The organism is Mesorhizobium sp. WSM4817, assembly GCF_055811135.1.
Map to the genome: position 1 here is coordinate 37,625 of NZ_JBVVQQ010000032.1, position 22,865 is coordinate 60,489.

At 61.1% G+C, this 22,865-nt stretch carries 23 protein-coding genes and 1 pseudogene; 16 read left to right on the forward strand and 8 right to left on the reverse strand.

The features are described 5' to 3' along the window. Positions 1 to 78: 78 nt before the first annotated feature. Positions 79 to 2,130 carry an elongation factor G gene (locus tag AC0L2K_RS30360; protein WP_473533137.1) on the reverse strand — a complete coding sequence of 684 codons (2,052 nt, stop codon included), beginning with the start codon at positions 2,128 to 2,130 and terminating at the stop codon, positions 79 to 81. A 370-nt stretch (positions 2,131 to 2,500) separates the two neighbouring features. Between AC0L2K_RS30360 and AC0L2K_RS30365 the strand changes: the two genes are divergently transcribed. Further along, positions 2,501 to 2,908: a (R)-mandelonitrile lyase gene (locus AC0L2K_RS30365; protein ID WP_023799792.1), complete on the forward strand. Its 408-nt coding sequence runs from the start codon at positions 2,501 to 2,503 to the stop codon at positions 2,906 to 2,908. 70 nt (positions 2,909 to 2,978) lie between these two features. Further along, a complete protein-coding gene (locus AC0L2K_RS30370) occupies positions 2,979 to 4,502 on the forward strand; it encodes an MFS transporter (RefSeq protein ID WP_473533138.1) in 1,524 nt (507 codons plus the stop codon). A gap of 62 nt (positions 4,503 to 4,564) precedes the next feature. Here AC0L2K_RS30370 and AC0L2K_RS30375 read toward each other — a convergent pair whose 3' ends face one another. Further along, positions 4,565 to 5,767 carry a pyridoxal phosphate-dependent aminotransferase gene (locus AC0L2K_RS30375; RefSeq protein WP_473533139.1) on the reverse strand — a complete coding sequence of 401 codons (1,203 nt, stop codon included), beginning with the start codon at positions 5,765 to 5,767 and terminating at the stop codon, positions 4,565 to 4,567. A 206-nt stretch (positions 5,768 to 5,973) separates the two neighbouring features. Between AC0L2K_RS30375 and AC0L2K_RS30380 the strand changes: the two genes are divergently transcribed. The 3 genes from AC0L2K_RS30380 (at position 5,974) to AC0L2K_RS30390 (ending at position 8,465) form a co-directional block, all read left to right on the forward strand. Next, complete coding sequence (locus AC0L2K_RS30380) at positions 5,974 to 6,888, forward strand: EAL domain-containing protein (protein ID WP_473533140.1); 915 nt, start codon at positions 5,974 to 5,976, stop codon at positions 6,886 to 6,888. Further along, on the forward strand, positions 6,885 to 7,739 hold the full coding sequence (locus AC0L2K_RS30385; protein ID WP_287176000.1) for an EAL domain-containing protein: 855 nt from the start codon (positions 6,885 to 6,887) through the stop codon (positions 7,737 to 7,739). The genes AC0L2K_RS30380 and AC0L2K_RS30385 overlap by 4 nt, the downstream gene beginning before the upstream one ends. Positions 7,740 to 7,853: 114 nt before the next feature. Beyond that, positions 7,854 to 8,465 carry a glutathione S-transferase family protein gene (locus AC0L2K_RS30390; protein ID WP_473533141.1) on the forward strand — a complete coding sequence of 204 codons (612 nt, stop codon included), beginning with the start codon at positions 7,854 to 7,856 and terminating at the stop codon, positions 8,463 to 8,465. Positions 8,466 to 8,473: 8 nt separating this feature from the next. Here the strand turns inward: AC0L2K_RS30390 and AC0L2K_RS30395 are convergent. The 3 genes and pseudogenes from AC0L2K_RS30395 to AC0L2K_RS30405 all read right to left on the reverse strand — a co-directional run bounded on the left by AC0L2K_RS30395 (position 8,474) and on the right by AC0L2K_RS30405 (position 9,403). After that, positions 8,474 to 8,733, reverse strand: a pseudogene (locus AC0L2K_RS30395) (type II toxin-antitoxin system RelE family toxin). Next, complete coding sequence (locus AC0L2K_RS30400; RefSeq protein ID WP_128169575.1) at positions 8,730 to 8,930, reverse strand: hypothetical protein; 201 nt, start codon at positions 8,928 to 8,930, stop codon at positions 8,730 to 8,732. Before AC0L2K_RS30400 ends, AC0L2K_RS30395 begins: the two are co-directional and overlap by 4 nt. A gap of 260 nt (positions 8,931 to 9,190) precedes the next feature. Continuing rightward, positions 9,191 to 9,403, reverse strand: a complete 213-nt coding sequence (locus AC0L2K_RS30405) for a cold-shock protein (protein WP_023678332.1) — start codon at positions 9,401 to 9,403, stop codon at positions 9,191 to 9,193. Positions 9,404 to 9,733: 330 nt separating this feature from the next. Between AC0L2K_RS30405 and AC0L2K_RS30410 the strand changes: the two genes are divergently transcribed. Then, positions 9,734 to 10,060: a hypothetical protein gene (locus AC0L2K_RS30410; RefSeq protein WP_287176003.1), complete on the forward strand. Its 327-nt coding sequence runs from the start codon at positions 9,734 to 9,736 to the stop codon at positions 10,058 to 10,060. 11 nt (positions 10,061 to 10,071) lie between these two features. Here the strand turns inward: AC0L2K_RS30410 and AC0L2K_RS30415 are convergent, their stop codons facing one another. Beyond that, positions 10,072 to 10,641: a methylated-DNA--[protein]-cysteine S-methyltransferase gene (locus tag AC0L2K_RS30415; protein ID WP_128169573.1), complete on the reverse strand. Its 570-nt coding sequence runs from the start codon at positions 10,639 to 10,641 to the stop codon at positions 10,072 to 10,074. 178 nt (positions 10,642 to 10,819) lie between these two features. Here AC0L2K_RS30415 and AC0L2K_RS30420 point away from each other — a divergent pair, with 178 nt between their 5' ends. The 5 genes from AC0L2K_RS30420 to AC0L2K_RS30440 all read left to right on the forward strand — a co-directional run bounded on the left by AC0L2K_RS30420 (position 10,820) and on the right by AC0L2K_RS30440 (position 14,359). Further along, positions 10,820 to 11,683, forward strand: coding sequence for a lytic transglycosylase domain-containing protein (locus tag AC0L2K_RS30420; RefSeq protein ID WP_128169572.1), 864 nt, complete (start codon positions 10,820 to 10,822; stop codon positions 11,681 to 11,683). A gap of 5 nt (positions 11,684 to 11,688) precedes the next feature. Continuing rightward, positions 11,689 to 12,177 (forward strand): GNAT family N-acetyltransferase, encoded by a 489-nt coding sequence (locus tag AC0L2K_RS30425; RefSeq protein ID WP_128169571.1) that lies wholly within the window; start codon positions 11,689 to 11,691, stop codon positions 12,175 to 12,177. A gap of 157 nt (positions 12,178 to 12,334) precedes the next feature. Beyond that, positions 12,335 to 12,766, forward strand: coding sequence for a lysozyme inhibitor LprI family protein (locus AC0L2K_RS30430; protein ID WP_473533142.1), 432 nt, complete (start codon positions 12,335 to 12,337; stop codon positions 12,764 to 12,766). A gap of 154 nt (positions 12,767 to 12,920) precedes the next feature. Next, positions 12,921 to 13,664, forward strand: a complete 744-nt coding sequence (locus AC0L2K_RS30435; protein ID WP_473533143.1) for a DUF899 family protein — start codon at positions 12,921 to 12,923, stop codon at positions 13,662 to 13,664. 143 nt (positions 13,665 to 13,807) lie between these two features. Next, entirely contained in the window at positions 13,808 to 14,359 is a 552-nt protein-coding gene (locus tag AC0L2K_RS30440) for a DUF4142 domain-containing protein (RefSeq protein WP_473533144.1), read from the forward strand. A gap of 126 nt (positions 14,360 to 14,485) precedes the next feature. On the opposite strand, the gene AC0L2K_RS30445 is transcribed toward AC0L2K_RS30440, so the two are convergent. After that, positions 14,486 to 14,806 carry a DUF1476 domain-containing protein gene (locus tag AC0L2K_RS30445; protein ID WP_128176348.1) on the reverse strand — a complete coding sequence of 107 codons (321 nt, stop codon included), beginning with the start codon at positions 14,804 to 14,806 and terminating at the stop codon, positions 14,486 to 14,488. Positions 14,807 to 15,377: 571 nt separating this feature from the next. Here AC0L2K_RS30445 and AC0L2K_RS30450 point away from each other — a divergent pair. The 5 genes from AC0L2K_RS30450 (at position 15,378) to AC0L2K_RS30470 (ending at position 19,055) form a co-directional block, all read left to right on the forward strand. After that, positions 15,378 to 15,767, forward strand: coding sequence for a DUF6152 family protein (locus tag AC0L2K_RS30450; RefSeq protein WP_473533145.1), 390 nt, complete (start codon positions 15,378 to 15,380; stop codon positions 15,765 to 15,767). Further along, positions 15,768 to 16,232 (forward strand): hypothetical protein, encoded by a 465-nt coding sequence (locus AC0L2K_RS30455; protein ID WP_287316514.1) that lies wholly within the window; start codon positions 15,768 to 15,770, stop codon positions 16,230 to 16,232. After that, on the forward strand, positions 16,184 to 16,423 hold the full coding sequence (locus AC0L2K_RS30460) for a hypothetical protein (protein WP_473533146.1): 240 nt from the start codon (positions 16,184 to 16,186) through the stop codon (positions 16,421 to 16,423). The genes AC0L2K_RS30455 and AC0L2K_RS30460 overlap by 49 nt, the downstream gene beginning before the upstream one ends. A 199-nt stretch (positions 16,424 to 16,622) precedes the next feature. Further along, positions 16,623 to 17,453, forward strand: coding sequence for a phosphoribosyltransferase-like protein (locus AC0L2K_RS30465; RefSeq protein WP_473533147.1), 831 nt, complete (start codon positions 16,623 to 16,625; stop codon positions 17,451 to 17,453). A 1,098-nt stretch (positions 17,454 to 18,551) separates the two neighbouring features. Further along, positions 18,552 to 19,055, forward strand: coding sequence for a reverse transcriptase domain-containing protein (locus AC0L2K_RS30470; RefSeq protein ID WP_473533148.1), 504 nt, complete (start codon positions 18,552 to 18,554; stop codon positions 19,053 to 19,055). Between the two features lie 96 nt (positions 19,056 to 19,151). Here the strand turns inward: AC0L2K_RS30470 and carB are convergent, their stop codons facing one another. Beyond that, complete coding sequence (carB, locus tag AC0L2K_RS30475) at positions 19,152 to 22,649, reverse strand: carbamoyl-phosphate synthase large subunit (protein WP_473533149.1); 3,498 nt, start codon at positions 22,647 to 22,649, stop codon at positions 19,152 to 19,154. Between the last annotated feature and the right edge of the window lie 216 nt (positions 22,650 to 22,865).

The following is a 22,865-nucleotide window of genomic DNA, read 5'->3' on the forward strand; positions in this document are numbered from 1 at the left end:
GCAAGAGAACGGCGTCCGGATCATGTCCGGACGCCGTTTCCTTGTGTTCTGCAGCCTGACTGTCGCCAAGTTCCAGTGTCAGGCGGCCTTGCCATTGGCGTTCAACGCCTCGTCGGCCAGGCGGCCGGTGAGTTCAGCCATATGGTCGAAGCTGGCACGATAGCTGGCCACGCCCGCGGTGGCCGAACGCAGTTCGATGATCAGATCGCCGATCTCGGCCTGCGGCATGGTCGCCTCGACGACATCCCATCCCGGCCAGCCGGGCCGCGCATCGTAGCCGAGGATTTGGCCGCGCCGCTGCGGGATCAGGGCGATGATTTTCGATGTCGCGTCGGACGGCGTGACGATTTCCACCTTCATGATCGGTTCAAGCAGCACCGGCGAGCAGGTGGCCATGCCTTCCTTCATCGCCAGCTTTGCCGCCATCTGGAAGGCCATGTCCGACGAATCGACGGAATGATAGGAGCCGTCGGACAGGTTGACGGCGACGTCGACCACTGGAAAGCCGAGCGGGCCCGATTTCAGATAATCGCGCACGCCGGCCTCGACCGACTGGATATAGGTTTTCGGCACGGCGCCACCGGTGATGGTGTCGGTGAACTGGAAACCGGAGCCGCGCGGCAGCGGCTTGATCTCGATCACCACGTCGCCGAACTGGCCATGGCCGCCCGACTGCTTCTTGTGACGGCCACGCTGCTGCGCCGCTTTGCGGATCGTCTCGCGGTAAGGCACAGCCGGCGGATGGCCTTCGACCGGAATCTGGTTCTTGCCCTCCAGCCGCTCGCGCACGACACGCAGATGCATTTCGCCATGGCCCGACAGCACGGTTTCAGCCGAATCCTGATTGTGGCGCACGCTGAGCGAGGGATCTTCCTCGGCAAGGCGCTGGATGGCCGCCGACATCTTGACCTCGTCCTTGCGTTCCTTCGGTCGCAACGCAAAGGCATAGACCGGTTGCGGCGGCGTCAGCGTGACCAAGGGCTTGATGCCGCCCTTGACCGAGCTCAAGGTCTGACCGGTCGTGACCTCGTCCATCTTGCCGAGCGCGACCGTGTCGCCGGCCGGGGCCGAGGTGAGCTTGGTCTGGTCCTTGCCGAGCATTCTGTAGATGCCGGAGACCTTTGCCGTCGCGCCGTTCGACAGGAAGAGTTCGGAGGCGTCGGCAAGTTGGCCGGACAGGATGCGCGAGATCGACAGCTTGCCGCCATGCGCGGTGTGGATGGTCTTCATCACCTGGACGACGGTCGCATTGCCGTCAGCTGCGTCGAGGCGCTTGCATGTTGCTTCAACATCAGGCGCGTCGTGGCGGATCGTTTTTAGCAGCCGCAGCACACCATTGCCCTTCTCGGCGGTGCCGATCAGCACCGGCGTCACGGCACCATCGCGCAAGTCGGCGGCCAGGTCGTCGAAGATGGCGTCCTTGGGCGGCTCGATTTCGTCGAGCAGCTGCTCCATCAGTTGATCATCATGGTCGGCGAGCGTCTCCAGCATGGAAAAGCGCGCTTCGAGTTCGCGCGCCTTGTCGTCGCTGGGAATCTGGGCGACTTCGCTTTCGGCATATTCGCGATAGATGTAGGCGCGCTCCAGCGCCAGATCGATCGAGCCGATCACCACGCCGTCCTTGCGCAGCGGAATCTGGCGCAGCAGCAAAGGCACCGAGCTTGCCGGCTGCAACATCTTCAGCGTGTCGCGCACGCCTGATATCGCCTTGTCGACCTTGTTGAGGAACATGATGCGCGGCACGCCGAGATCATCGAGCTTGCGCATGATCAGCTGCAGGGCAGGGATCTTCTTCTCGTCGGCTTCGGCGACGACCACGGCGATGTCGCAGGCGGCCAGAACCGGCTCTGCCTCGAAGGAGAATTCGATGGAGCCGGGGCAATCGACGAAAGTGAGTTGCTCGCCCATGAAGTCGGTGGTGGCAAACGTCGCCTCAACGCTCATGGCGTGGGCGCGTGCCTCGGGCGAATGATCGGAAACTGTGTTTCCCGAGGAGACCGGATTCTGGCGGGGGATGGCGCCCGTGCGGGCCAATATGGCTTCGAGAAGTGTCGTCTTACCGCTTGCAAAGGGACCGACGATGGCAATGCATTTCGGTCCCGTGCGTCGTCCTCCGGCGCGAGTTCCCATGACTGACCTCCACTCAGGCGTTTCCCTGGGAGCGGCGGCCGGCCTGTCGACCGTCGCGGGCGGGGCTTTTTTCAGTTTGCCGCCTACCCAAAGGCATCGTCCCACGGGTTAGGCGGGAGGGCAAGTGATTTGAGAATCGGGTGATTTGAGAATCGGGGGATCGCCTGATGTCGCGGATGTTGAGCCATGATCGGCGAAGCCGTCGAATGCGGGCCTGGGCTTTCCGTCAATGCCGTGACAGGGTCCGTCGCCGAACAGCCGCAAAAGCGGTTGCGCCACGATGGGTTATCGGATGAAAGTGCCGCTTCCTGCGACAAAAAGGAACGGTCGTCGCCGACCGATCCGCCATCAGTTTGAGGACTTTGCGACGATGAAGATCATTGCTTGCGGCAGCGTGCCGACCGTCATTGCGCCGGAAAAGTACTTCACCGGCCGCGTGTGGCAGACGCCGATCATCGAGAAGGAAGCGCCGGCGCGGCTACGCGCCATCATGGTCGGTTTCGAGCCCGGCGCGCGTACCCACTGGCATACGCATCCGTTGGGCCAGACGCTCTATGTCGTGTCAGGCGCCGGCCTGGCGCAAAGCTGGGGCGAGCCGATACAGGCAATCAGGGCCGGCGACGTCATCTCGTTTGCGCCTGACGAAAAGCATTGGCACGGCGCCGGTCCAAAATCGGCGATGGCCCATATCGCCATGCAGGAGGCGCTCGACGGCGTCCATGCCGACTGGCTGGAGAAGGTGACCGACGAGCAGTATGGCGGCGTTGATCGGACCTAAAAGCGCGTCTCGTCTGATCATGGTCGCGTCTGATCATTGTAGGTGATTTCCACGCTCAGGTTTGGGTTTCATGTCGAACCGTCGCTTGCCTCTTGTTGCCGCAGTCTATCTCGGCACATTCGTCGCACTGCTCGACATCAGCATCGTCAACGTCGCCCTGCCGACGATCCAGATTGCGCTCGGCATCGATTTCGCCGGGCTGCAATGGGTGATCGACGCCTACACGCTTTGCCTGTCGGCCTTCATGCTGTCGGCAGGCCTGATCGGCGACCGCTACGGGCGCAAGCGCTCCTGGCTGGCAGGCATCGGCATCTTCGTGGCTGGCTCTGCCATATGTGCAATCGCGCCCAACCTGTCGGTGCTGCTGGTGGGCCGGGTGGTGCAAGGGATAGCCGGATCGCTGATCATTCCGGGTGCGCTGTCGATTCTGACGCAGGCGTTTCCCGACGGTCGCGAGCGTGCCGGCGTTATCGGAGGCTGGGCGTCGTTCGCAGCTGTCTCGCTGCTCACTGGCCCGGTCGTCGGCGGCATCCTGGTCGAAACCGCCGGATGGCAGAGCATTTTCCTGATCAACCTGCCGCTCGGCCTGGCCACGATCGCGCTCGGTGCGGCTTCGATCGTAGAGACTTCACACCCCGAGCATGCCCATCTCGACCTTGTCGGCCTGGCGCTCAGCATTCTGTGGCTGGGCGCCTTGACCTTCGGCCTGATATCGGCAGGCGAAAAAGGTTGGGGCGATCGAGAGGCTGTTATCGCCCTTGTCGTCGGCTTCGCCGGCCTGGCAGCCTTCCTTGTCTTCGAGGCGCGTACGCCGCGGCCGATGCTGCCGCTTGGCCTGTTTCGCGACGTTCGCTTCGCCGTCGCCAATGTCGCCTCGTTCGCGCTCGGCCTCACCTCCTACACCGGCGTCTTCCTCTACTCGATGTTCCTGCAGCACGCACAGGGCTGGTCGCCGACACAGACCGGCCTGCGCATGGCACCGCTGTTCCTCGTCCAAATGGTCGTGTCGCCGGCGATCGGCAGGCTCAGTCAGCGCTACGGACACTCGGCGCTGATGACATCGGGTTATCTTGCGAGCGGTCTTTCCATGCTGGGCATGTGCTGGGTTGGACCCTCGACACCCTATGTGACGATCGGCCTGCTGTTTGCCGTCGGCGGCCTCGGCAATGCGCTGTCCATCCCGACCGGCAGCGCTGCCGCGATGTCGTTTGCGCCGCGCGAGCGTTCGGGCATGGTGTCGGCGGTGATCAACGCAACCCGCCAGGGCGGCACCGCCATCGGCATCGCCCTGCTCGGCGCCTTAATGAGCATGCGGGCAACAGCCCTGCTGACGGCGCGTCTTGAAAATGCCGGTGTCGCCAATGCCGGAGCGGTGGCCCGCGCCGCGGTTTCAAGGCACGATTTCGCAGCCGATGCGGCGATGGGCAAGGACGGCCTGCTCGATCTGTTCGCAGCCGCCTATGCCGGGGGCTTCCATGCGGCGATGCTGACGGCCGCCATCGTTTCGTTCGTCACGGCCGGGCTTCTGGCCGCCATTCTGGCGCCGGCCGAGGCTCGTTCGGCGCGCGAAACCAATCACAGTCGCCAGGGATGAGGCTGGCGCCGACCGCCAAAACCCGATTGCGAGCCGGGTTTTGGTGTTCGAGATGCGCTTGATCAGGTCAGCGAGGCGGTGAAGCGCTGGATGCGGGCGCAGGCCTCTTCGAGCAACGCCTCCGACGTGGCATAGGAGATGCGGAAGTTCGGGCCGAGGCCGAATGCCGAACCGAACACGACCGCCACGCCCTCGGCCTCGAGCAGTTCCGAGCAGAAGGCTTCGTCGCTGTCGATCAGCTTGCCGTCTTTGGTCTTCTTGCCGATCAACTGGGAACAGGACGGATAGACGTAGAAAGCCCCTTCGGGAGACGGACATGTGATGCCGCGCGCCTGATTGAGCATCGACACGACGAGATCGCGCCGAGCCTGGAAAATCGCCTTGTTTTTCGCAATGAAATCCTGCGGACCGTTCAGCGCCTCGACCGATGCCCACTGGGCAATGGTGCAGGCGCCGGAGGTCTGCTGGCCCTGGATCATGTCCATCGCCTTGATCAGCGCCACCGGCCCGGCCGCATAGCCGATGCGCCAGCCAGTCATCGCATAGGCCTTCGACACGCCGTTCATGGTCAGGGTGCGCTCATAAAGCTTCGGCTCGACCTCGGCGATGGTCGTGAAGACGAAATCGCCGTAGATCAGATGCTCGTACATGTCGTCGGTCAGCACCCAGACATTGGGGTGTTCGAGCAGCACGTCGGCCAGAGCGCGCAATTCAGCCTCGCTGTAGGCGGCGCCCGACGGGTTCGACGGCGAGTTCATCAACAGCCACTTGGTGCGCGGCGTGATCGCCTTTTGCAACGCCGCCGCCGTCAGCTTGAAGCCGTTGTCGATGGAGGTGTCGGCAAATGCCGGGGTGCCGCCGCAGATCGCTACCATCTCGGGATAGCTGACCCAGTACGGCCTCGGAATGATGACCTCGTCGCCGGGGTTCAGCGTCGCCATGAAGGCATTGAACAGGATCTGCTTGCCGCCGGTGCCGACGATGGTCTGCTCCGGCCGGTAATCGAGATTGTTCTCTCGCTTGAATTTTTGGGCGATTGCCTCGCGCAGCGGCACGATGCCGGACACCGGAGGATATTTCGTTTCGCCGCGGCGGATGGCCTCGATCGCAGCGTTCTTGATATTGTCCGGCGTGTCGAAGTCCGGTTCGCCGGCACCCAGCCCGATCACGTCACGGCCGGCGTTTTTCAGCTCGCGCGCTTTCTGCGTCACTGCGATGGTCGCGGAAGGCTTTACGCGGGAAAGGGCGTCGGCAAGAAAGGCCATGACGGCGTTGTCTCCTTGTAGGGCCAGGCGGTGCGTCCGACCGCGGCGTCTCTCATGTCGCATCATCCCGCCAAGCGCAAGCATTGTCGGATGAGCCAGACCTCAAATCCCCGGCAAATCCGGCAACAATAAATTCACTTACACGCGGTAAAACTCCGGTCGGCTGGATCACGACCCATTCCACCAGTCTCGCAACGGGAGGAACCGTGTCGCGCAGCATCGGGCTTGCCCATATCGTCCGCCACGATGACGGCACCGCCAGCGGTGTCTGGGGCAATTATACGCTGCAAAGCGCGTTCCAGCCGATTTTTGCCTTCAGCAACGGCAAATTGTCCATCACCGGATTCGAGGGCCTGATCCGGCCGTTCCGCGACGCCGAGCCGCAGACGCCGGTGAGTTTTTTCAACGCCTGTCCGACGGTCGACCGCCTGCATATCGAGGCGCTGACAAGGACGCTGCACCTTTTGAACGCCGGCGCCTGCCTGCCGCAGGAGGCATTCATTTTCATCAACTTCGATCCGTCGGTGTTCACCGATCGCAGCATCGCCGACAGCGCGCTGCGCGACATGCGGCTGGTGCTGCATGAGGCCGAGATCGATGCGAACCGCGTCGTCTGCGAGGTGACCGAACAAAAGTCGGCGTCGCAGGAAACGCTCTACAATTTCGTCGAGGCGCTCAGGGCCAACGGGTTTCGCATCGCGGTCGACGACTACGGCGCCGAAGAGTCCGACATCGACCGGATCAAGGAGCTCAGGCCTGACATCGTCAAATTCGATGCCCACTGGATCATGCAACTGATGGAGTCCGGCGCCGGCTTCGCGCTGCTGACCGCCATGGTGGCAATTTTCGAACAGCAAGGCATCCGCACCGTGTTCGAGGGCATCGAGGAGGGCTGGCAGCTTGAACTGGCCGAGAAATCGGGAGCCTCGATGGTGCAGGGATTTGCGCTGGCGCGCCCGGAGCTTGCACCGACCAGCTTTCACGTCTTCGGCAACGAAAGCCAAGTCTTCGGCAAGGAAAGGCAGATGCCGGTGACGGCGCCTGACGCCGGCGCGGCGCCTGCGACCGTCTCGCCTTCGCCGCGGCCGAAACGGGCTTTCGGGCGCAAGGTGGTGCCATGACCAAAAGGCCCGACAGGCGGCGCAATGTCGGCGAGGCAATCTTTGCCGACGAAGTCGGGATCGAATATGGCGTCTATGGCGCGTTCCGGCTGAGGAGCGCCTACCAGCCGATCTTTGCGCCGCGCGGCAGGTTTTTGAAGGCCGTCGCCGTCGAAGGCCTGATCGAGCCGCACCGCGCCGGCAGGCCGGTCGCGCCGCGCGTATTCTTCGAGGGCATCCCCGTGGCGGATCGCCTGTTCGTCGAGACGATGTGCCGGGTACTGCATCTGCGGAATTTCCGCAACATCGGCGTCGGCGGGCTCGACCTGTTCTTCAACTACAATCCGCTGATCAACGATGACCCCGGGCGAGCGCTGGCAGAAATCAGGCTGATGACCAGGCGTCTCGCCGACTTCGACCTGCACCCCGGCATGCTGGTCTGCGAGATCACCGAGCAGGCGGCTGAAGACAAGGTGCTCGTCAGCCTGGCGCGCGAGATGCGGCGTGACGGCATCCGCATCGCCATCGACGATTTCGGCACCGGGCATTCGACGGAAGAACGGGTCGCTCTTGTCCAGCCCGACATCGTCAAGATCGACGGCACCTGGTTCGCGGAATTCTGCCGCCATGCCGCCGCCGAACGGTTTTTCCGGCCGCTGGTCTCCGCGCTGCATGACCGCGGCGCCAAAGTGCTGGTCGAAGGCATCGAGCAGGCCACGCATCTGCGCGTCGCGTTGGACGGCGGCGTTGACCTGATGCAAGGATTTTACCTTGCCCGGCCGGCGCTGGCCGGCACGGTCTTCGACGAGGAGCCGCTGCCCATAGACAGGCTGCTTGGCATGGCCAACAACGTCGTGCCGTTGTTTGGGTGATCTATCACCGGCGCTGATGGTTGCGCCAAAACAAATCACTGGATGAAGCCGTCGCTGCCAGGATAATTGCCGGTAAAGGCGGCTCCGCCGAGGGGAGCGGCGATGGGAGCAAGAATGACCATACTGTATGGAATGATCGACAGCGGCAATTGCTACAAGCCGCGCCTGTTGATGGCCAAGCTCGGCATCGCTCTCACCAATGTCGAGGTCAGCTCGCACACCGGCGACACGCGCAAGCCAGACTATGTCGCCAAGAACCCGAACGCCATGGTGCCGCTGCTCGAGCTCGACGACGGCCGGCGGCTTGCCGAATCCAACGCCATTCTGCTCTATCTCGCCGAAGGCACGCGGTTGCTGCCGGCCGACAAATACGAGCGAGCATTGGCCTACCAATGGCTGTTCTTCGAGCAATACAGCCACGAACCCTATATCGCGGTGCGCAAGGCGCTGCTGACCTTTCCCGAACGGGCCAAGGACGCGACACCGGAACGGCTGGCGCTGACGCTGGAGCGCGGCAACAAGGCGCTCGGCGTGATGAACAAGCATCTGGCGGGCAGTGCGTTCTTTGCCGGCGAGGCCTTGAGCGTCGCCGACATCGCGCTCTACGCCTATACGCATACGGCCGAGATGGGCGGTTTTCAGCTCGACGCCTACCCGGCGGTGGCGGCCTGGCTGAAACGGGTCGAGACTGATCCTGGGCATGTGCCGATGGAGTGGCTGGGGTAGTTCTGTCCTTATGGCCACTTCAGGAGGCGGTCATATTCGGAGTGGGTGCCGATCCAAAACCAGACCACGTCATCGTGGTCGCGGACAGCTACGGCGCGGTAGTTGAGATTAACCCGCGCCGACCAATAGCGTCCGACCTGTTTGAAATGCAACGACGGGTGAAACGGATCAGAACGCAGTTTGGCGAATCGTTTGTCCGCCTTTGCTCTGATCGACGAAGGCAGTTTGCATAAGCCTCCCAGAATAAGGGAGTGGCGACATGAGTCACAGAGACCGGGTCCGGCCGGCGCGATGGTCGGCCAAGGCCTGCTCGGTAAGTTTATCCAGCCTGCCAGCCTTGGCGTCGGCTTCGATCTGCCGATCCCACATCTCCGCTTTCAGTGCCTCGAACCAGGCGGCAAATGCCTTCAGTTCCTCAGGGCTCAGTTCGGCGACGGATTTCTCAATCTGTTCAAGCTTGCTCATTATTCAAAAATACCATGATTGGTACAGTAAGGCCAAGGTAGCCGTTTCATCCGGAAATCCGGACAGCAAAAAGGCGGGACAAAATCCCGCCTTCCCATGCTTGGTAGCCTGATCGGGAGCGCTTTGGCCGGGCCGGCAGCAATCTGCTGCTTCGGCTTGTCGGGTTCTTTCCGCTCCGACGCGCTTCTCGCGCGACCGTCAGTACATCCGTGACTTGCCGCGCGCCCCGAGCTATCGCCCGGCGCGCGCCATTCGCAAAATCAGGCTGCCTTGCTCAGAGATCCAGCGGACGACTTGCCAGTGCGGCGGTCCTGCTCGATCTCGAAGTTGATCTTCTGGCCTTCGACCAGCGTCGACAGCCCAGCGCGCTCGACTGCGGAGATGTGGACGAAAACGTCCGCGCCGCCGCTGTCAGGCTGGATGAAGCCGAAACCCTTGGTGGAATTGAACCACTTGACCGTACCTGTTGCCATTTCGATAGTCCTTATACGTTTGCTTTAGCTTGACCGAACCAAAGTCCAGCCGGTTTGTATCGAGATTTTGGGGATAGACGTCAGCAAACGCGAATATCGCGAGGCCCGGATCGATCGGCCGAAATATCAATGGACCTCATATAGTCCGCTTCTCCGCAAAAAACAAGACTGCACAAAAAAGGCGCTGATGCCGTGCTGCCCAATGGCCGCCCCAGTCGCGTGAAAGCGTTGCAACGTCGGGCGTGGCGCCGGGTCGCATGGCCTATCGCGCACGCTGCGGGGAAGGACCGTGCCGCCTCCGAGCGTCCGGTCCTGTTTGGGGAGAGGACCATGAAAACTGTCCTGTTTGCCGCCTGCCTGACGCTGGTCGCCGCCGAGGCGCAGGCGATCTCGCGCTATGACCCGAGCCGCATGAGCTGCGGCACGGTGCGCGCGACCATCGCACGGGAAGGCGCCGTCATCCTGCGTTATCAGTCGACGCGCACGCCGGGGCTGCCGCTCTACGACCGTTATGTGCGGAGCGAGAGTTTCTGCAACATGGGCGAGGTCAGGGTACGCGCTTCGGTGCCGAGCGCCGATACCAACTCCTGCATCGTCTACAAATGCAAGCGCGTGGAAACAGACCGGCATTTCCGCCGGCGCATCTTTCCGGACTAGCAATGTCGGCCTCAAAATCCAAAAGAGACCTGCGCCGGGGGCGACGGGCCGACGCGCACGCCTTCGATCGCCAGCATCTTCTCCTTGGTGGTCGAGCCACCTGACGCTGAAAAACCGCCGATCTTGCCGCCGGCGGCAAGAATGCGGTGGCAAGGGATGACCAGCGGCACCGGGTTGGCGCCGAGCGCGGCGCCCGTCTCTCGCGCCAGCCCGGCATGGCCGGCGCGCTTGGCCAGTTCGCCATAGGTGGTAGTCTCGCCGAAGGCGAGCTTGCGCGCCGCGTCGTAGATGGCGAGGCGGAAATCGTCGACACCGGTGAGATCGACCGGCACACCGGAGAAATCCACGTCCTCGCCGGCGGCATAGGCCTTTATCGACGCGATCAGCTCGGCAACCCATTGCGGTCGGGCGCTCGAAGCGGCGTTGCCGGCATGGCGCAGCAGCCGCCGTTCCACGGCGTCGCGGCTGCGCTGGGGCAGGCAAAGCCTCGTCAGCCCGGCCTCGCTCCAGACGATGCCGATGAAGCCGATCACGGTTTCGAAGACGGCGTGGCCGGCGATGGCTTGAGAGGTGTCTTCCATGATGTGCTCCTTTCCTTGGGAACGAATGGCAATCCAGTACATATCGAGAACGGATATCGCATTTTCAGGGGTCTGTTGCCACCCGAAAACCATTGGAAATCCCAACTGGCTGCGGATTGCCGGGGGAAAGCCGCTGGTGTAAGGACTTCTTAACAGACGAACCGGACCCGAGCGCGGCTTGCCAGCAAAAATCATCTTTCCCGCGATCGGCGTGATGCTCGCTGCGGCCGGTCTCAGCGGCTGCACTTCGACCGCGCAGACCAAGGCCGTGCCTTCCCTGACTGAAACCGCCGCAGCTGGTAGCGAAGCCGGCTATGCGCTGGCGCTGCCCGACACCGTTTCGGTGCTGCCGGAATCGTCCGGCGTCACGCCCGTCCAGACCGCGGCGCTGGCCGTCGATCTCGCCGCGACGCCTGCCCAGCCAGCTGCCTTTGCCGGCCCGACCCCGTTGGCCGCAACTGCACCTGCAGCCATGATGGCCGATGCCGCGCCAGCCGGCACAGCGCCTGTCCATGCGACCGCCGCCGTTGCGATGCCGGTCACCGGCGAGACAGGCAAGACGATGCCCGGCGTCCAGCAGGTCGCCTACGCCCTGCCTGAGAATCAGTCCGCCCTGCCTTCGACCAGCCTTGCCAAGGAGTATTCCGCGGGACCGCGCGGCGAGATCGAGCGGCTGATCGAGAAATATGCCGTCCTCTATCAGGTTCCGGTCGATCTGGTGCGCCGCGTCGTCAAGCGCGAGAGCACCTTCAATCCCAAGGCCTACAGTCGCGGCCACTGGGGGCTGATGCAGATCAAGCATGCGACGGCGCGCGGCATGGGCTATGACGGGCCGGCGAGCGGGTTGTTCGACGCCGAGACCAATCTGAAATATGCGGTGAAATATCTGCGTGGCGCCTGGCTGGTGGCCGGCGGCAACGCCAAGCGCGCCGACCGGCTCTACCAGAGCGGCTATTATTACGACGCCAAGCGCAAGGGCATGCTGGAACAAACCGGCCTGGGCCGCGACCGCAGTCGGCGTCGCCTGCAGCCCGACGCCTGAACGCCATGCCTGAGCCGCGCCCGCCGGCGCCGAACGACATAAGGCTGCGCAAGATCCTCGACGACACGCTCGCCCCGCCTCGCTGGCCGGAAGGTTTCGTCATGCGCGGTTTTGAGGCCGCCGACGCGCTGGCTTTGCATACGCTGCTGACCACCGTATTCGACGACGGCGCCGACGGGCCGTTCGACGAATGGTGGCCGCGCATTTCAAGCGACGCGGAATTCGACCCTGCCTTGTGTTTCCTGGTTATCGACATCAAGGGTCGGCTGGCGGGTGCGGCACTGTGCTGGACGAGGGCGTTCGTGAAAGACCTTGCCGTCCACCCCGAGGCGCGCGGCCGAGGCATCGCCGAAGCGCTGATGTGGCACGTCTTCACCACCTTTCACGCACGCGGCGCTGCGCATGTCGATCTCAAAACCAACACGGTTGAGAATGCTGCCGCCGTCAGGCTTTACGAGCGGCTGGGGATGTTCGAAGTCGACTGGGCGGGGTGAGGAGCGGTTGGCGAAGCCGATCAGCGAGCATTGCGCGGAAACGAAGTGTCCACCAAGTCGGCAGGCTGCTTCTTGCCGGCAACCGTTCGGGCGTTAAGCTGCGATCCTGCGGCTTTCGTGCCGCGGGCGGGGTCTCGACCGAAACCGGAGAAACACGATGCGGCTTTTACTTTTCAAACCGGGTCTGGCCAAAACCGGTCTGGTGATCCTCGCCCTTCCGCTTCTTGCGGGCGTCGTGCGCGCCGACGATTGCGCCGACGCACAGGACCAGGCGACCATGAACGAATGCGCAGGCAAGTCGTTCACCGAAGCCGACAAGAAGCTCAACCACGCCTACAGGCAGATCGAGGGCAGGCTGAAGGACGACGCTGCGACGAAGAAGCTGCTGGTGGGCGCGCAGCGCGCCTGGGTCGCCTTTCGCGATGCCGAATGCGCTTTCCAGGGCGGCCCGACCGATATGGCAGGCAGCATGTATCCGATGGTCATAGCCGGCTGCAAGGCGAGCCTCACCAACATCAGGTTGAAGGATTTTCAGGGCTATCTCAACTGCCAGGAGGGTGACACGAGCTGCCCAGTGCCGCCGCAGTAGCCTCTGTCGCTGGCTAAGGCGGAGCCGTTAAGGCCTTATCGCCGGGTTAGGCGTGCAAAATGTCGGAACCCTGCTTCGCGATGCGTCCTTGAGAGGCAAGGTGCGCTGCCGCATAGGGCGCGCGCCGCCACAAGCACGGCTGATGGAGATGACGATGATCACCTTTCCCAACGAATCCGCTGAATATCGCGCCGCCCGCGAAACGCTGCTGCAAAAGGAAATCGAGCTGCGCCGCGCCATGGAGGATGTGGCCGTCGCCCGCCGTGCACTGCCGCCGGGCGGGCTGGTGCCTCAGGATTATGTGTTCGACGGGCTTGGCGCCGACGGCAAGCCGGCCCGCATAAAACTGTCGGAGCTGTTTTCACCCGGCAAGGACACGCTGATCATCTACTCGATGATGTTTCCGCGCCACCCGCAGGAGACGCGCGACGTGGCGACAAGCGGCGGCACGGCCAAGCTCGCGCGGGCCGACCAGCCATGCCCGTCCTGCACGGCGCTGCTCGACCAGTTCGACGGCGCCATCGGCCATCTCGAGGCCGCCGGCTTCAATTTTGCCGTTGTGGGCAAGACCGCGCTTGAAAACCTGATCACGCTTGGCCGCGATCGCGGCTGGACGAACTTGCGGCTGCTCTCCTCGCCCGGCAACAGCTTCAAGCGCGACTATCACGCCGAGGCCGACGACGGCGCGCAACTTCCGATGCTGTCGGTGTTCCATCGCGACGCCGATGGCATCCGGCATTTCTGGAGCTCGGAGCTTGGCTTCGCGCCGTCCGAACCCGGTCAGGACCCGCGTGCCATCGGCACTTGCGAGCCCTTGTGGAATCTGATGGATTTCACGCCGGAGGGCCGGCCGGACTGGGACGAGCAGCTGCAATATGCCGGCGCCTGCTGCCACTGAGCTTTGCCAAGCATATTTCCGGCGTATCGGCGCCGAGCGGGGGTGTTGGCAGGATCGCCGACACCTCATTCCTGTCCAGTCGCGCAACTTCGCCGCTGGTGTCGCGTTGGACTCTCCGAGGATCACAAACCCGGAGATTTCCTGTGAAAACAAATCTCACGCTTGCCATGGTCGCCTTGCTTGCCGGCGCGCCGGCGGCCTTCGCCCAATCCGCCACGCCGGCCGATATACCTTCTGTCGGCCAAACCAGGATCGACACCGAGACCTTCTCCAGAACCGTCCCCAGCGCCAACCGGTTCGAGATTGAAAGCAGCAAGCTGGCCGAACAAAAGAATGTCGCCGCCGATGTGAAGGATTTCGCCTCGCTGATGATCAGGGATCACACCAAGGCTGGCGAGGATTTCAAGGCAGCTCTCGAGCAGAGCCAGATCACGGCCTCGGTGACAGCGAGCGGCCCGGCTTTGCTGCCGAAAGACCAGGCGATGCTCGACCAGCTCAAGAACCTCGATGGCGATGAATTCCAGGCGAAATACATCCTCCTGCAGAGCGAGGCGCACAAGCAGGCGCTGGCGCTGTTTTCAACCTATGCGCAGTCGGGTGAAGATCCGGCGCTGAAGGAATTCGCCAAGAAGACGCTACCGACGCTGCGGGCGCACGAAGAGCGCCTTAAGGATCTGGTGGCCGCTCACAGCTAATGCATGTCACCCAAACGCATGCCCTCGGGCCTGACTCTGGGCCTGACCCGAGATGCGCAGCGGTTTTGGGAAACACATAAAAGAGAGCTTAAAGCGCGTCGCGTCGCGCTTTAAGTCGGCGCTCTCTCAGGTGTTTTTGATCTGCTCGACCGCCGTCGCCAGCAGGTCGTTCATGACGCCGCGAATCTGAACATCCGACTGAGCGATGCCCGCCGCGTCGAAATCGGCGCGTATTTTGCGCAACACGTCGTCGTCCCCGGCCTCTTCGAAGTCCGCGCGCACCACCTCTTTCGCATAGGCGTCGGCGTCCTCACCTGACTTGCCGAGCTTTTCGGCGGCCCATAGGCCGAGCAGCTTGTTGCGGCGCGCCATGGCCCTGAACTTCGTGTCCTCGTCCATCGCAAACTTCTTTTCGAAGCCTTCCTGACGGTCTCTCATACTGCTCATAATTTGCCTCGTTCAGGTGTGGGTCTCCGACCTTCATCCGATGAAGAAGAAGGGCGGCGGGTAGGGGCCGAACATGGCGTGCATGGATGTCATAAGCAAGACCGGACCGTTCAACCCGCAGGGCAATCGCTTCGGGAGCTGGCGCTGCCGCTCACCGCCCTGCCTTTCAGCGTTGGTGGTTGGCGAAAGCCAGCGCGGCATCCAATCTCCCCCCTTGCGGGGGAGATGTCCGGCAGGAGAGAGGGGGGTGGGAAGGATCGCCACCTCTCGATTTTAACCCATTCCCAACCGGAAACAGCCTGAGGGCGTGGCTATAATCGGTTGACAGGTCGGAGGGACAGTACCCCCCTCTGCCCTGCCGGGCATCTCCCCCGCAAGGGGGGAGATCGGCAGCTTCGCCGGCGGCGCCTGCTGCGGAATGTTTGACGTGTGGTGCCCGGCAGGGGGTTCAGGGGCGGCGCGCCGGCTTCGACAATCGGTCGCGTGGCCGATGCCCTTCGCATCGATGTGATTTGACGTTGTCGCGCCGTGACCTAGTCTCGATTGGCGGGATGAGCCGAGGAGGCGAGCGATGCAGTCACCTTTCAACCGGATTCGGTGCGTCACGCTGGCAGCGGCAGTGATCCTTGCCGCTGGCACCGCAGCTTACGCCCATCACGGTTGGTCGTGGACCCAGGATGGGTTTTTTGAGCTCCGGGGCAAGATCACAGCCATCTATATCGGCAATCCGCACGCCACGCTGGATGTCGACGCCGACGGAGAGGCCTGGCGGGTGGATTTGGCGCCGCCGTCCCGCACGATGGCCGCCGGCTTCACCGAGGAGGTCGCCAAAGTCGGCGACGAGGTGACCGCTATCGGCCACCGCTCGCGCGACGAGACCGAGAAGTGGATGAAAGCAGCCCGCGTCATCGTCAACGGCAAGGCTTATGACGTCTATCCCGACCGCGTGCCGCCGGCGTGAATGGACGAGCTCCTCGCCGGCATCGAGCAACTCGCCATCGTAAGGGGGCTGAAGGCCTCCTTCGTCGCCTATCCCATAGTCAATGCGCTGCACATCATGTCGATCGGCGCGCTGCTGACCAGCGTCTGGCTCATGGACCTCCGGATCTTGGGCGCCTTCCGCTCGCTGCCGCAGGCGGCGTTCATCGCGCTGCTGCGCCGCACCGCATTTACCGCGTTCGCCGGCGCGCTTGTCACCGGGTCGCTGCTGTTTTCAATCAGGGCGAGGGAGTATGCGGCGATGCCGATTTTTCTCACCAAGATGACGCTCATACTCCTCGCCGGCGCCAATTTTCTCACCTTCATGCGCCACGCAAAAGGCGGTGACGAGCCGGCCGGCGGGACCGTCACCATCCTGGCTTTGCTGTCGCTGGTGCTGTGGACGTCGGTGCTGTTCGCCGGGCGGTTTATTGGGTTTCTCAACTAAACCGAGCGTCGGCACTGGCCTTCGTAAGGTGCGAGATGATGCGCGGCGACATCGAAACGCAGACCGAGGCGTCGCTGAAGGCGTCTATGCGGAGTTATTTCAGCGTCAATCCGCCGGCGCGCAGCTTCGTGCCGGTAGCCTCATGGCCGATGGAGTTTAATATCGAGATCGAGTGTGTCGCGGTCGCGTGAGGGGTGGCTCGCCACCAAATTTTGACCTGGGGAAGCGAAGAAGCCCGATTTATGGGTAGGCATTTCATCTTAAGTATAGTGCTTTTTTGCGATCGCCCCTATTGCCTGAAAGATACAGAAATGGGTAGATTGTTGCGCCAAATTGGGGAGCTGAACTCTGACTAAAGTTATTGCAGACGCGCCTCGTGCAACTCAATTTATGGACTCTGGCGATTTTAAAGTACTCTTTGACGTCTGCAAAAGTTGCAGATGGTTAGTAAGCGAATATGACGCTCTCATTAGGCTTTGGAACGATTGTCATGATGTTGAGTCTCGTAACTTAATTATAAAACTTATAAATGATTTTAAAGTAATAACGTCCTTCGAAATGGTGGATGTCACAAAGGCAATTTCTGCTCATGTTCAAGAGAAATGGTCGCTGTCTGCGAAGAATACCGTATTTTTTGCTGTCAGCGACGATTGTGAAGTGGATGGATCTCAGGCTTTTTTGCAGCAGCTAAAGAATGATTTTAGCCCGGTCGACGGTTGGTCCGAGAAGAATTTCAGAAACTCTCTGGTTGGTTATGGTGATGCATTTGGAAATGGGAATAACTACATACTGTTTGATGATTTTTTTGGCACCGGAAAGACTATTGAGCGGAAAGCAACAAAATTTATCGAATATGTAAAAAACAGCCGATACAAAAATAATAGGGTGTATCTCCTAGCTATCGCCGGTATGAATGCTGCAAAAATTCGACTGGATGAGCTTGGCTTAGACTATCATTCAGAAATTTGGCTCAATCGCGGAATATCGGATAGATACAAGAGCGAAGATGCGGCTTCAAATCGAAAGATAATGAAATCCTTGGAGAAAAATCTTGCGACCTTGTACAAAGGCCAACTCATGCCTTCTATGGGGTATGGGTCATCCGAGGCTTTGTTTTCTGTTCACAACTACAATTGCCCAAACAATGTGTTTCCGATATTCTGGTGGCCGGTATATAAAGACTATAAGGCGAGGAAGACAGTTTTTAAAAGGCTTAGGTAATGACTTATCCTACTTTCATATTGGAAGTATTGCGAGAGATATATCACAATCGTGGATGGGTTGACGCTTACCAATTTCATAAAAGGTATCGGCTGTCTCCGCTCCAGATGTTAGAATGTGTGGACTTCCTGCAGGCCAATGAGATTGCAGCGATAGAGCATGATGAGGCGGGCCTTAGAATTAGGCTTCTGCCGCAGGGTGTAGCTTGGATTGATGCCCTTGCGCCTGAGCTCTTTATGAGGCCTAGAGCTGATAAGGAATGGAGATACGTTCCGCAGCGCCGTGCGCCTACTGAGGACTTTGATATGTATGTTCCCAGAATGTCCAACCTTGAGCTCGACTTATTGACAAAATTGGGGGAGACGGCAGACTAAGGTCTCTGAAATCAGCGAGTTTGCACCGGCATTGAGGAACTAGCGCAACGAGGTGGATTCGCCTCGGCGACTTAGGCTAGAGCTAAGCCCATTCGGCAATCGAAGAAGATTACCGAGAGGTTCTACGAACCTCAGACAACTAACATTGTTATTTGTCGATGAAGCAGTCGAATACTATTATGTATATTATGTGGTGACTTGGTGCCGGTGCAGCCATACAGTGAATTTTTGCGACAAAAAACTTTCCGCTGGCCACTTAAGTATGCAGCCAAACGGGGTCTCATAGCGTATGCGGAGCGTTTAGAGGGCCAAGGCCTCCCTGTAATCTTAGATATTCAGCACCTAGCTTGGCATTCCGGACTTGAGGCGAAGTTCATAGCAGGGGTGGCTGTGGACAACCGTCGCTACTACAGTCCTAGAAGTATCCCAAAGCGGAGAGGTGGAGAGCGCTCCCTTTTTGTACCTCGGCCATTCCTGGCGGGGCTGCAGCGATGGATTTTGGACGAAATTCTATCAAAGCTCAGCCCGCACCAGTCGGCCTTTGGATTTGTTAAGGGGCGCAGCATTGTTGATAACGCGAGATTGCACGCTGCGTCGAAATGTATTTTGAAAATAGACGTTAAAGATTTCTTTGGTTCTATCAAGTATGCATAAGTTAACGATATATTTCTCGGAGGTCGGATACTCTCCAAAAGTATCTTATTATTTGTCTAGGATATGTACTTTGGAGGACGCGCTTCCGCAAGGGGCGCCAACTAGTCCGGCGATTAGTAATATTGCGGTGCTTAAGGCTGATGTGCAGATTTCTGAATTTTGTGCTCATAACAAGCTTCTGTTTTCGAGGTACGCGGACGATATCTGCCTCTCCGGAGATCGAATACCCGAGAGTGCTTTTGCGTTTCTTAGCGACTGCTTGTCGAATTTTGGTCTCGAAATCGCTGAGGAAAAGACTGTCGTTGCCTTTGAGGGTCAAAAAAAAATTATCACTGGCATTTCGATTTCCAGTGGAGAACTCAGACTGCCAAAGGAATCGCGTCGAAATTTGAGGCAGACCATCCATTATATCAATAGATATGGAATTGAATCTCATAAAAATAATGCAGGGATATCCGATCCAATTTATAGATATAGACTCTTGGGCCAGATAGAATACTGGTTATCTATCGAGCCTCACAACGAGACAGCGCGCCTTGGGAAAGAAATTCTTAAGGTGAAGCCGTTGAAGTAAATCGTAAGCTCTTTTTTCGCCCTGGCTTAGCCGTAAAATCTGACCTCTCCCTGAAGCAGCCATAATCTTGATACGGTCGCCTTAACCTGACGAGGTTTACGCAAAATACTCCTGCAGCGGCCGCACTTCCAAACTCCCCGCCCTCAACGCTGCAATTGCCTCAGCCACCGCAGCCGCGCCGGACAGCGTCGTGTAATACGGCACCTTCTGCATCAGCGTGGCGCGGCGCAGCGATTTGGAGTCCGACACCGCCTTTTGGCCGTCGGTGGTGTTGAAGACGATCTGCACCTGGCGGTTGCGGATGGCGTCCTCGATGTGCGGGCGGCCTTCCAGCACCTTGTTTATTTTCTCGGCAGCGACGCCGTTCTCGGCGAGGAAGCGGGCTGTGCCCGAGGTGGCCATTACTTTAAAACCCTGGCCGGCGAGGCGCTTGACCGCCGGCAGGATGCCCTTCTTGTCCTCGTCGCGCACCGAAACGAACAGCGTGCCGGCGCGGGGGAGATCAACACCCGCTCCTAGCTGGCTCTTGGCGAAGGCCAGCGCGAAGTCGCGGTCGAGGCCCATGACCTCGCCGGTCGAGCGCATTTCCGGCCCGAGCAGGATGTCGACGCCGGGGAAGCGAGCGAAGGGGAACACCGCTTCCTTGACCGCGATATGGCCGGGATTTCTGGGGTCGGGCATGGCGCCGTAATGGGCGAAGGCGTCTTCCAGGCTCTCGCCGGCCATGATGCGGGCGGCAATTTTCGCGATGGGGCGGCCGATGGTCTTGGCGACGAAGGGCACGGTGCGCGACGCGCGCGGGTTGACCTCGAGCACGTAAACGGTGCCGTCCTTGATCGCGTACTGCACGTTCATCAGGCCGCCGACATTGAGCGCGCGGGCAAGTGCGGCTGTCTGGCGTTCCAATTCGTCGACGAGCTCCGACGGCAGCGAATGCACCGGCAGCGAGCAGGCGCTGTCGCCCGAATGGATGCCGGCCTCCTCGATGTGTTCCAATATGCCGGAGACGAAGGTCGACTTGCCGTCGCACAGGCAGTCGACATCAACCTCGATGGCGCCCGAGAGATAGGTGTCGAACAGCAGCGGGTTCTTGCCCAGCAGTGTGTTGATCTGGCCTGTCTTGTCGTTGGGGTATTTCTGCTTGATGTCCTCCGGCACCAGGCCGGGCACGGTGTCGAGCAGATAGGATTGCAGCATGCTCTCGTCGTGGATGATCTGCATGGCGCGGCCGCCGAGCACATAGGACGGGCGCACCACCAGCGGGAAGCCGAGCTCGCCGGCGACGAGGCGGGCCTGCTCGACCGAATAGGCGATGCCGTTCTTCGGCTGGCTGAGGCCGAGCTTGTGCAACAACTTCTGGAAGCGGTCGCGGTCTTCGGCGAGATCGATCATGTCGGGCGAAGTGCCGAGGATCGGGATGCCGGCCTTCTCCAACGCATCCGCCAGCTTCAGCGGCGTCTGGCCGCCGAATTGGACGATGACGCCGACCAGCTCGCCCGACGCCTGCTCGGCGCGCAGGATCTCCAAAACGTCCTCCGGCGTCAGCGGCTCGAAATAGAGCCGGTCCGAGGTGTCGTAGTCGGTCGACACGGTCTCCGGGTTGCAGTTGACCATGATCGCCTCGAAGCCGGCGTCGCGCAGCGCAAAGGCGGCGTGGCAGCAGCAATAGTCGAACTCGATGCCCTGGCCGATGCGGTTCGGGCCGCCGCCGAGGATGACGACTTTTTTTCGCGACGAGACTTGCGCCTCGTTGGCGAGCGCGCCGGCGAAGGGCACCTCATAGGTCGAGTACATGTAGGCGGTCGGCGAGGCGAACTCGGCGGCGCAAGTATCGATGCGCTTGTAAACCGGATGAACGTCGAGCTTTTCGCGTATCTTTTGAACCTCTTCGACGTCTTTCCTGACTAGGGACGCGAGGCGGGCATCGGAGAAACCCATCGCCTTCAGCATGCGCAGATTGGCGGCGTCTTCGGGAATGCCGTGCTCGCGAATGCGGGCTTCCATGTTGAGGATGCCGGCGATCTGTTCGAGGAACCACGGGTCGATCTTGCACATGGCGTGCACGTCTTCCAGCGAGGTGCCCATGCGGATCGCTTGCGCCACCATGCGCAGCCGGTCGGGCGTCGGCGTGCCGAGGGCAGCGCGAATGGCGTTGCGGTCGTCGGCGTGGCTGACTGCGCCGTGCGCGATGCCGGGGATCTCGATCTCGTCGAGGCCGGTGAGGCCGGTTTCCAGTCCGCGCAGCGCCTTCTGCAGCGATTCCTGAAAAGTGCGGCCGATGGCCATGACCTCGCCGACCGACTTCATCGCGGTGGTCAGCACCGGCTCGGCGCCGGGGAATTTCTCGAAGGCAAAGCGCGGGATTTTTGTGACGACGTAATCGATCGACGGCTCGAACGAGGCGGGCGTTGCGCCGCCGGTGATGTCGTTCTCCAGCTCGTCCAGCGTGTAGCCGACGGCGAGCTTTGCCGCGATCTTGGCGATCGGAAAGCCGGTCGCCTTGGAGGCGAGTGCGGAGGAGCGCGAGACGCGCGGGTTCATCTCGATCACCACCAGGCGGCCGTCGGCGGGGTTGACGGCGAACTGCACGTTGGAGCCGCCGGTCTCGACGCCGATCTCGCGCAGCACCGCGATCGAGGCGTTGCGCATCATCTGGTATTCCTTGTCGGTCAAGGTCAGGGCAGGGGCGACGGTGATCGAGTCGCCGGTGTGCACGCCCATCGGGTCGATGTTCTCGATCGAGCAGACGATGATGCAGTTGTCGGCCTTGTCGCGGACAACCTCCATCTCGTACTCCTTCCAGCCGAGCACGCTTTCCTCGATCAGCACTTCGGTGGTCGGCGAGGCGTCGAGGCCGGACTGGACGATCTCGTAGAATTCGGCGCGGTTGTAGGCGATGCCGCCGCCGGTGCCGCCCATGGTGAAGGACGGGCGGATGATGGCGGGCAGGCCGACATGGTCGAGCGCCTGTGCGGCGATCGCCATGCCATGGCTGATGTAGCGCTGCTTGCGGTCGCCCTCGCCGAGGTTCCAGCGCGTTTCGAGCGCGTCGAGCGCGGCGTCGAGGTTTTCGGGCTTCTCGGCCTTCAGCGCGGCGCGTTCGGCCTCGTGCGTCTTGCGGTCGGCATTCTTGACGTCGGTGGCGTTGGCCAGCATCGATTTCGGCGTTTCCAGGCCGATCTTCTTCATCGCCTCGCGAAACAGCGCCCGGTCCTCGGCCTTGTCTATTGCCGTGGCGTCGGCACCGATCATCTCGACATTGTAGCGTTCGAGCACACCCATGCGGCGCAGCGACAGGGCGGTGTTGAGCGCGGTCTGGCCGCCCATGGTCGGCAGCAGCGCGTCCGGCCGCTCCTTGGCGATGATCTTGGCCACCACTTCCGGCGTGATCGGCTCGATATAGGTGGCGTCGGCCAGTTCCGGGTCGGTCATGATGGTGGCCGGGTTGGAATTGACCAGGATGACGCGAAAACCCTCTTCCTTGAGCGCCTTGCAGGCCTGGGTGCCGGAATAGTCGAATTCGCAGGCCTGACCGATGACAATGGGGCCGGCCCCGATGATCAGGATCGACTTGATGTCGGTGCGTCTTGGCATATCGAGGGTCCGTTCGGCAGGCGGCTTGCACGAAAAACCGGACGGGAAGACCCGGCCGGTTGTGCTCGCGATTCTGGTATCAGGCTAGGAGGGCCTTATAGGGAAGAGTTTTGCCGGATGTAACCCCCTAAAATGCGGAGAGTAGGGCAGTAGGGCAGTAGGGCAGTAGGGCAGTAGGGCAGTAGGGCAGTAGGGCAGTAGGGCAGTAGGGCAGTA

Coding starts and splice junctions, on each gene's coding strand:
- AC0L2K_RS30360 (WP_473533137.1), bottom strand. CDS start 2,130: ATGGGAACTCGCGCCGGAGGACGACGCACGGGACCGAAATGCATTGCC.
- AC0L2K_RS30415 (WP_128169573.1), bottom strand. CDS start 10,641: ATGGAAGACACCTCTCAAGCCATCGCCGGCCACGCCGTCTTCGAAACC.
- AC0L2K_RS30400 (WP_128169575.1), bottom strand. CDS start 8,930: ATGAGCAAGCTTGAACAGATTGAGAAATCCGTCGCCGAACTGAGCCCT.
- AC0L2K_RS30425 (WP_128169571.1), top strand. CDS start 11,689: ATGCCTGAGCCGCGCCCGCCGGCGCCGAACGACATAAGGCTGCGCAAG.
- carB (WP_473533149.1), bottom strand. CDS start 22,649: ATGCCAAGACGCACCGACATCAAGTCGATCCTGATCATCGGGGCCGGC.
- AC0L2K_RS30445 (WP_128176348.1), bottom strand. CDS start 14,806: ATGAGCAGTATGAGAGACCGTCAGGAAGGCTTCGAAAAGAAGTTTGCG.
- AC0L2K_RS30435 (WP_473533143.1), top strand. CDS start 12,921: ATGATCACCTTTCCCAACGAATCCGCTGAATATCGCGCCGCCCGCGAA.
- AC0L2K_RS30450 (WP_473533145.1), top strand. CDS start 15,378: ATGCAGTCACCTTTCAACCGGATTCGGTGCGTCACGCTGGCAGCGGCA.
- AC0L2K_RS30385 (WP_287176000.1), top strand. CDS start 6,885: ATGACCAAAAGGCCCGACAGGCGGCGCAATGTCGGCGAGGCAATCTTT.
- AC0L2K_RS30410 (WP_287176003.1), top strand. CDS start 9,734: ATGAAAACTGTCCTGTTTGCCGCCTGCCTGACGCTGGTCGCCGCCGAG.
- AC0L2K_RS30430 (WP_473533142.1), top strand. CDS start 12,335: ATGCGGCTTTTACTTTTCAAACCGGGTCTGGCCAAAACCGGTCTGGTG.
- AC0L2K_RS30375 (WP_473533139.1), bottom strand. CDS start 5,767: ATGGCCTTTCTTGCCGACGCCCTTTCCCGCGTAAAGCCTTCCGCGACC.
- AC0L2K_RS30370 (WP_473533138.1), top strand. CDS start 2,979: ATGTCGAACCGTCGCTTGCCTCTTGTTGCCGCAGTCTATCTCGGCACA.
- AC0L2K_RS30455 (WP_287316514.1), top strand. CDS start 15,768: ATGGACGAGCTCCTCGCCGGCATCGAGCAACTCGCCATCGTAAGGGGG.
- AC0L2K_RS30465 (WP_473533147.1), top strand. CDS start 16,623: ATGGACTCTGGCGATTTTAAAGTACTCTTTGACGTCTGCAAAAGTTGC.
- AC0L2K_RS30365 (WP_023799792.1), top strand. CDS start 2,501: ATGAAGATCATTGCTTGCGGCAGCGTGCCGACCGTCATTGCGCCGGAA.
- AC0L2K_RS30405 (WP_023678332.1), bottom strand. CDS start 9,403: ATGGCAACAGGTACGGTCAAGTGGTTCAATTCCACCAAGGGTTTCGGC.
- AC0L2K_RS30390 (WP_473533141.1), top strand. CDS start 7,854: ATGACCATACTGTATGGAATGATCGACAGCGGCAATTGCTACAAGCCG.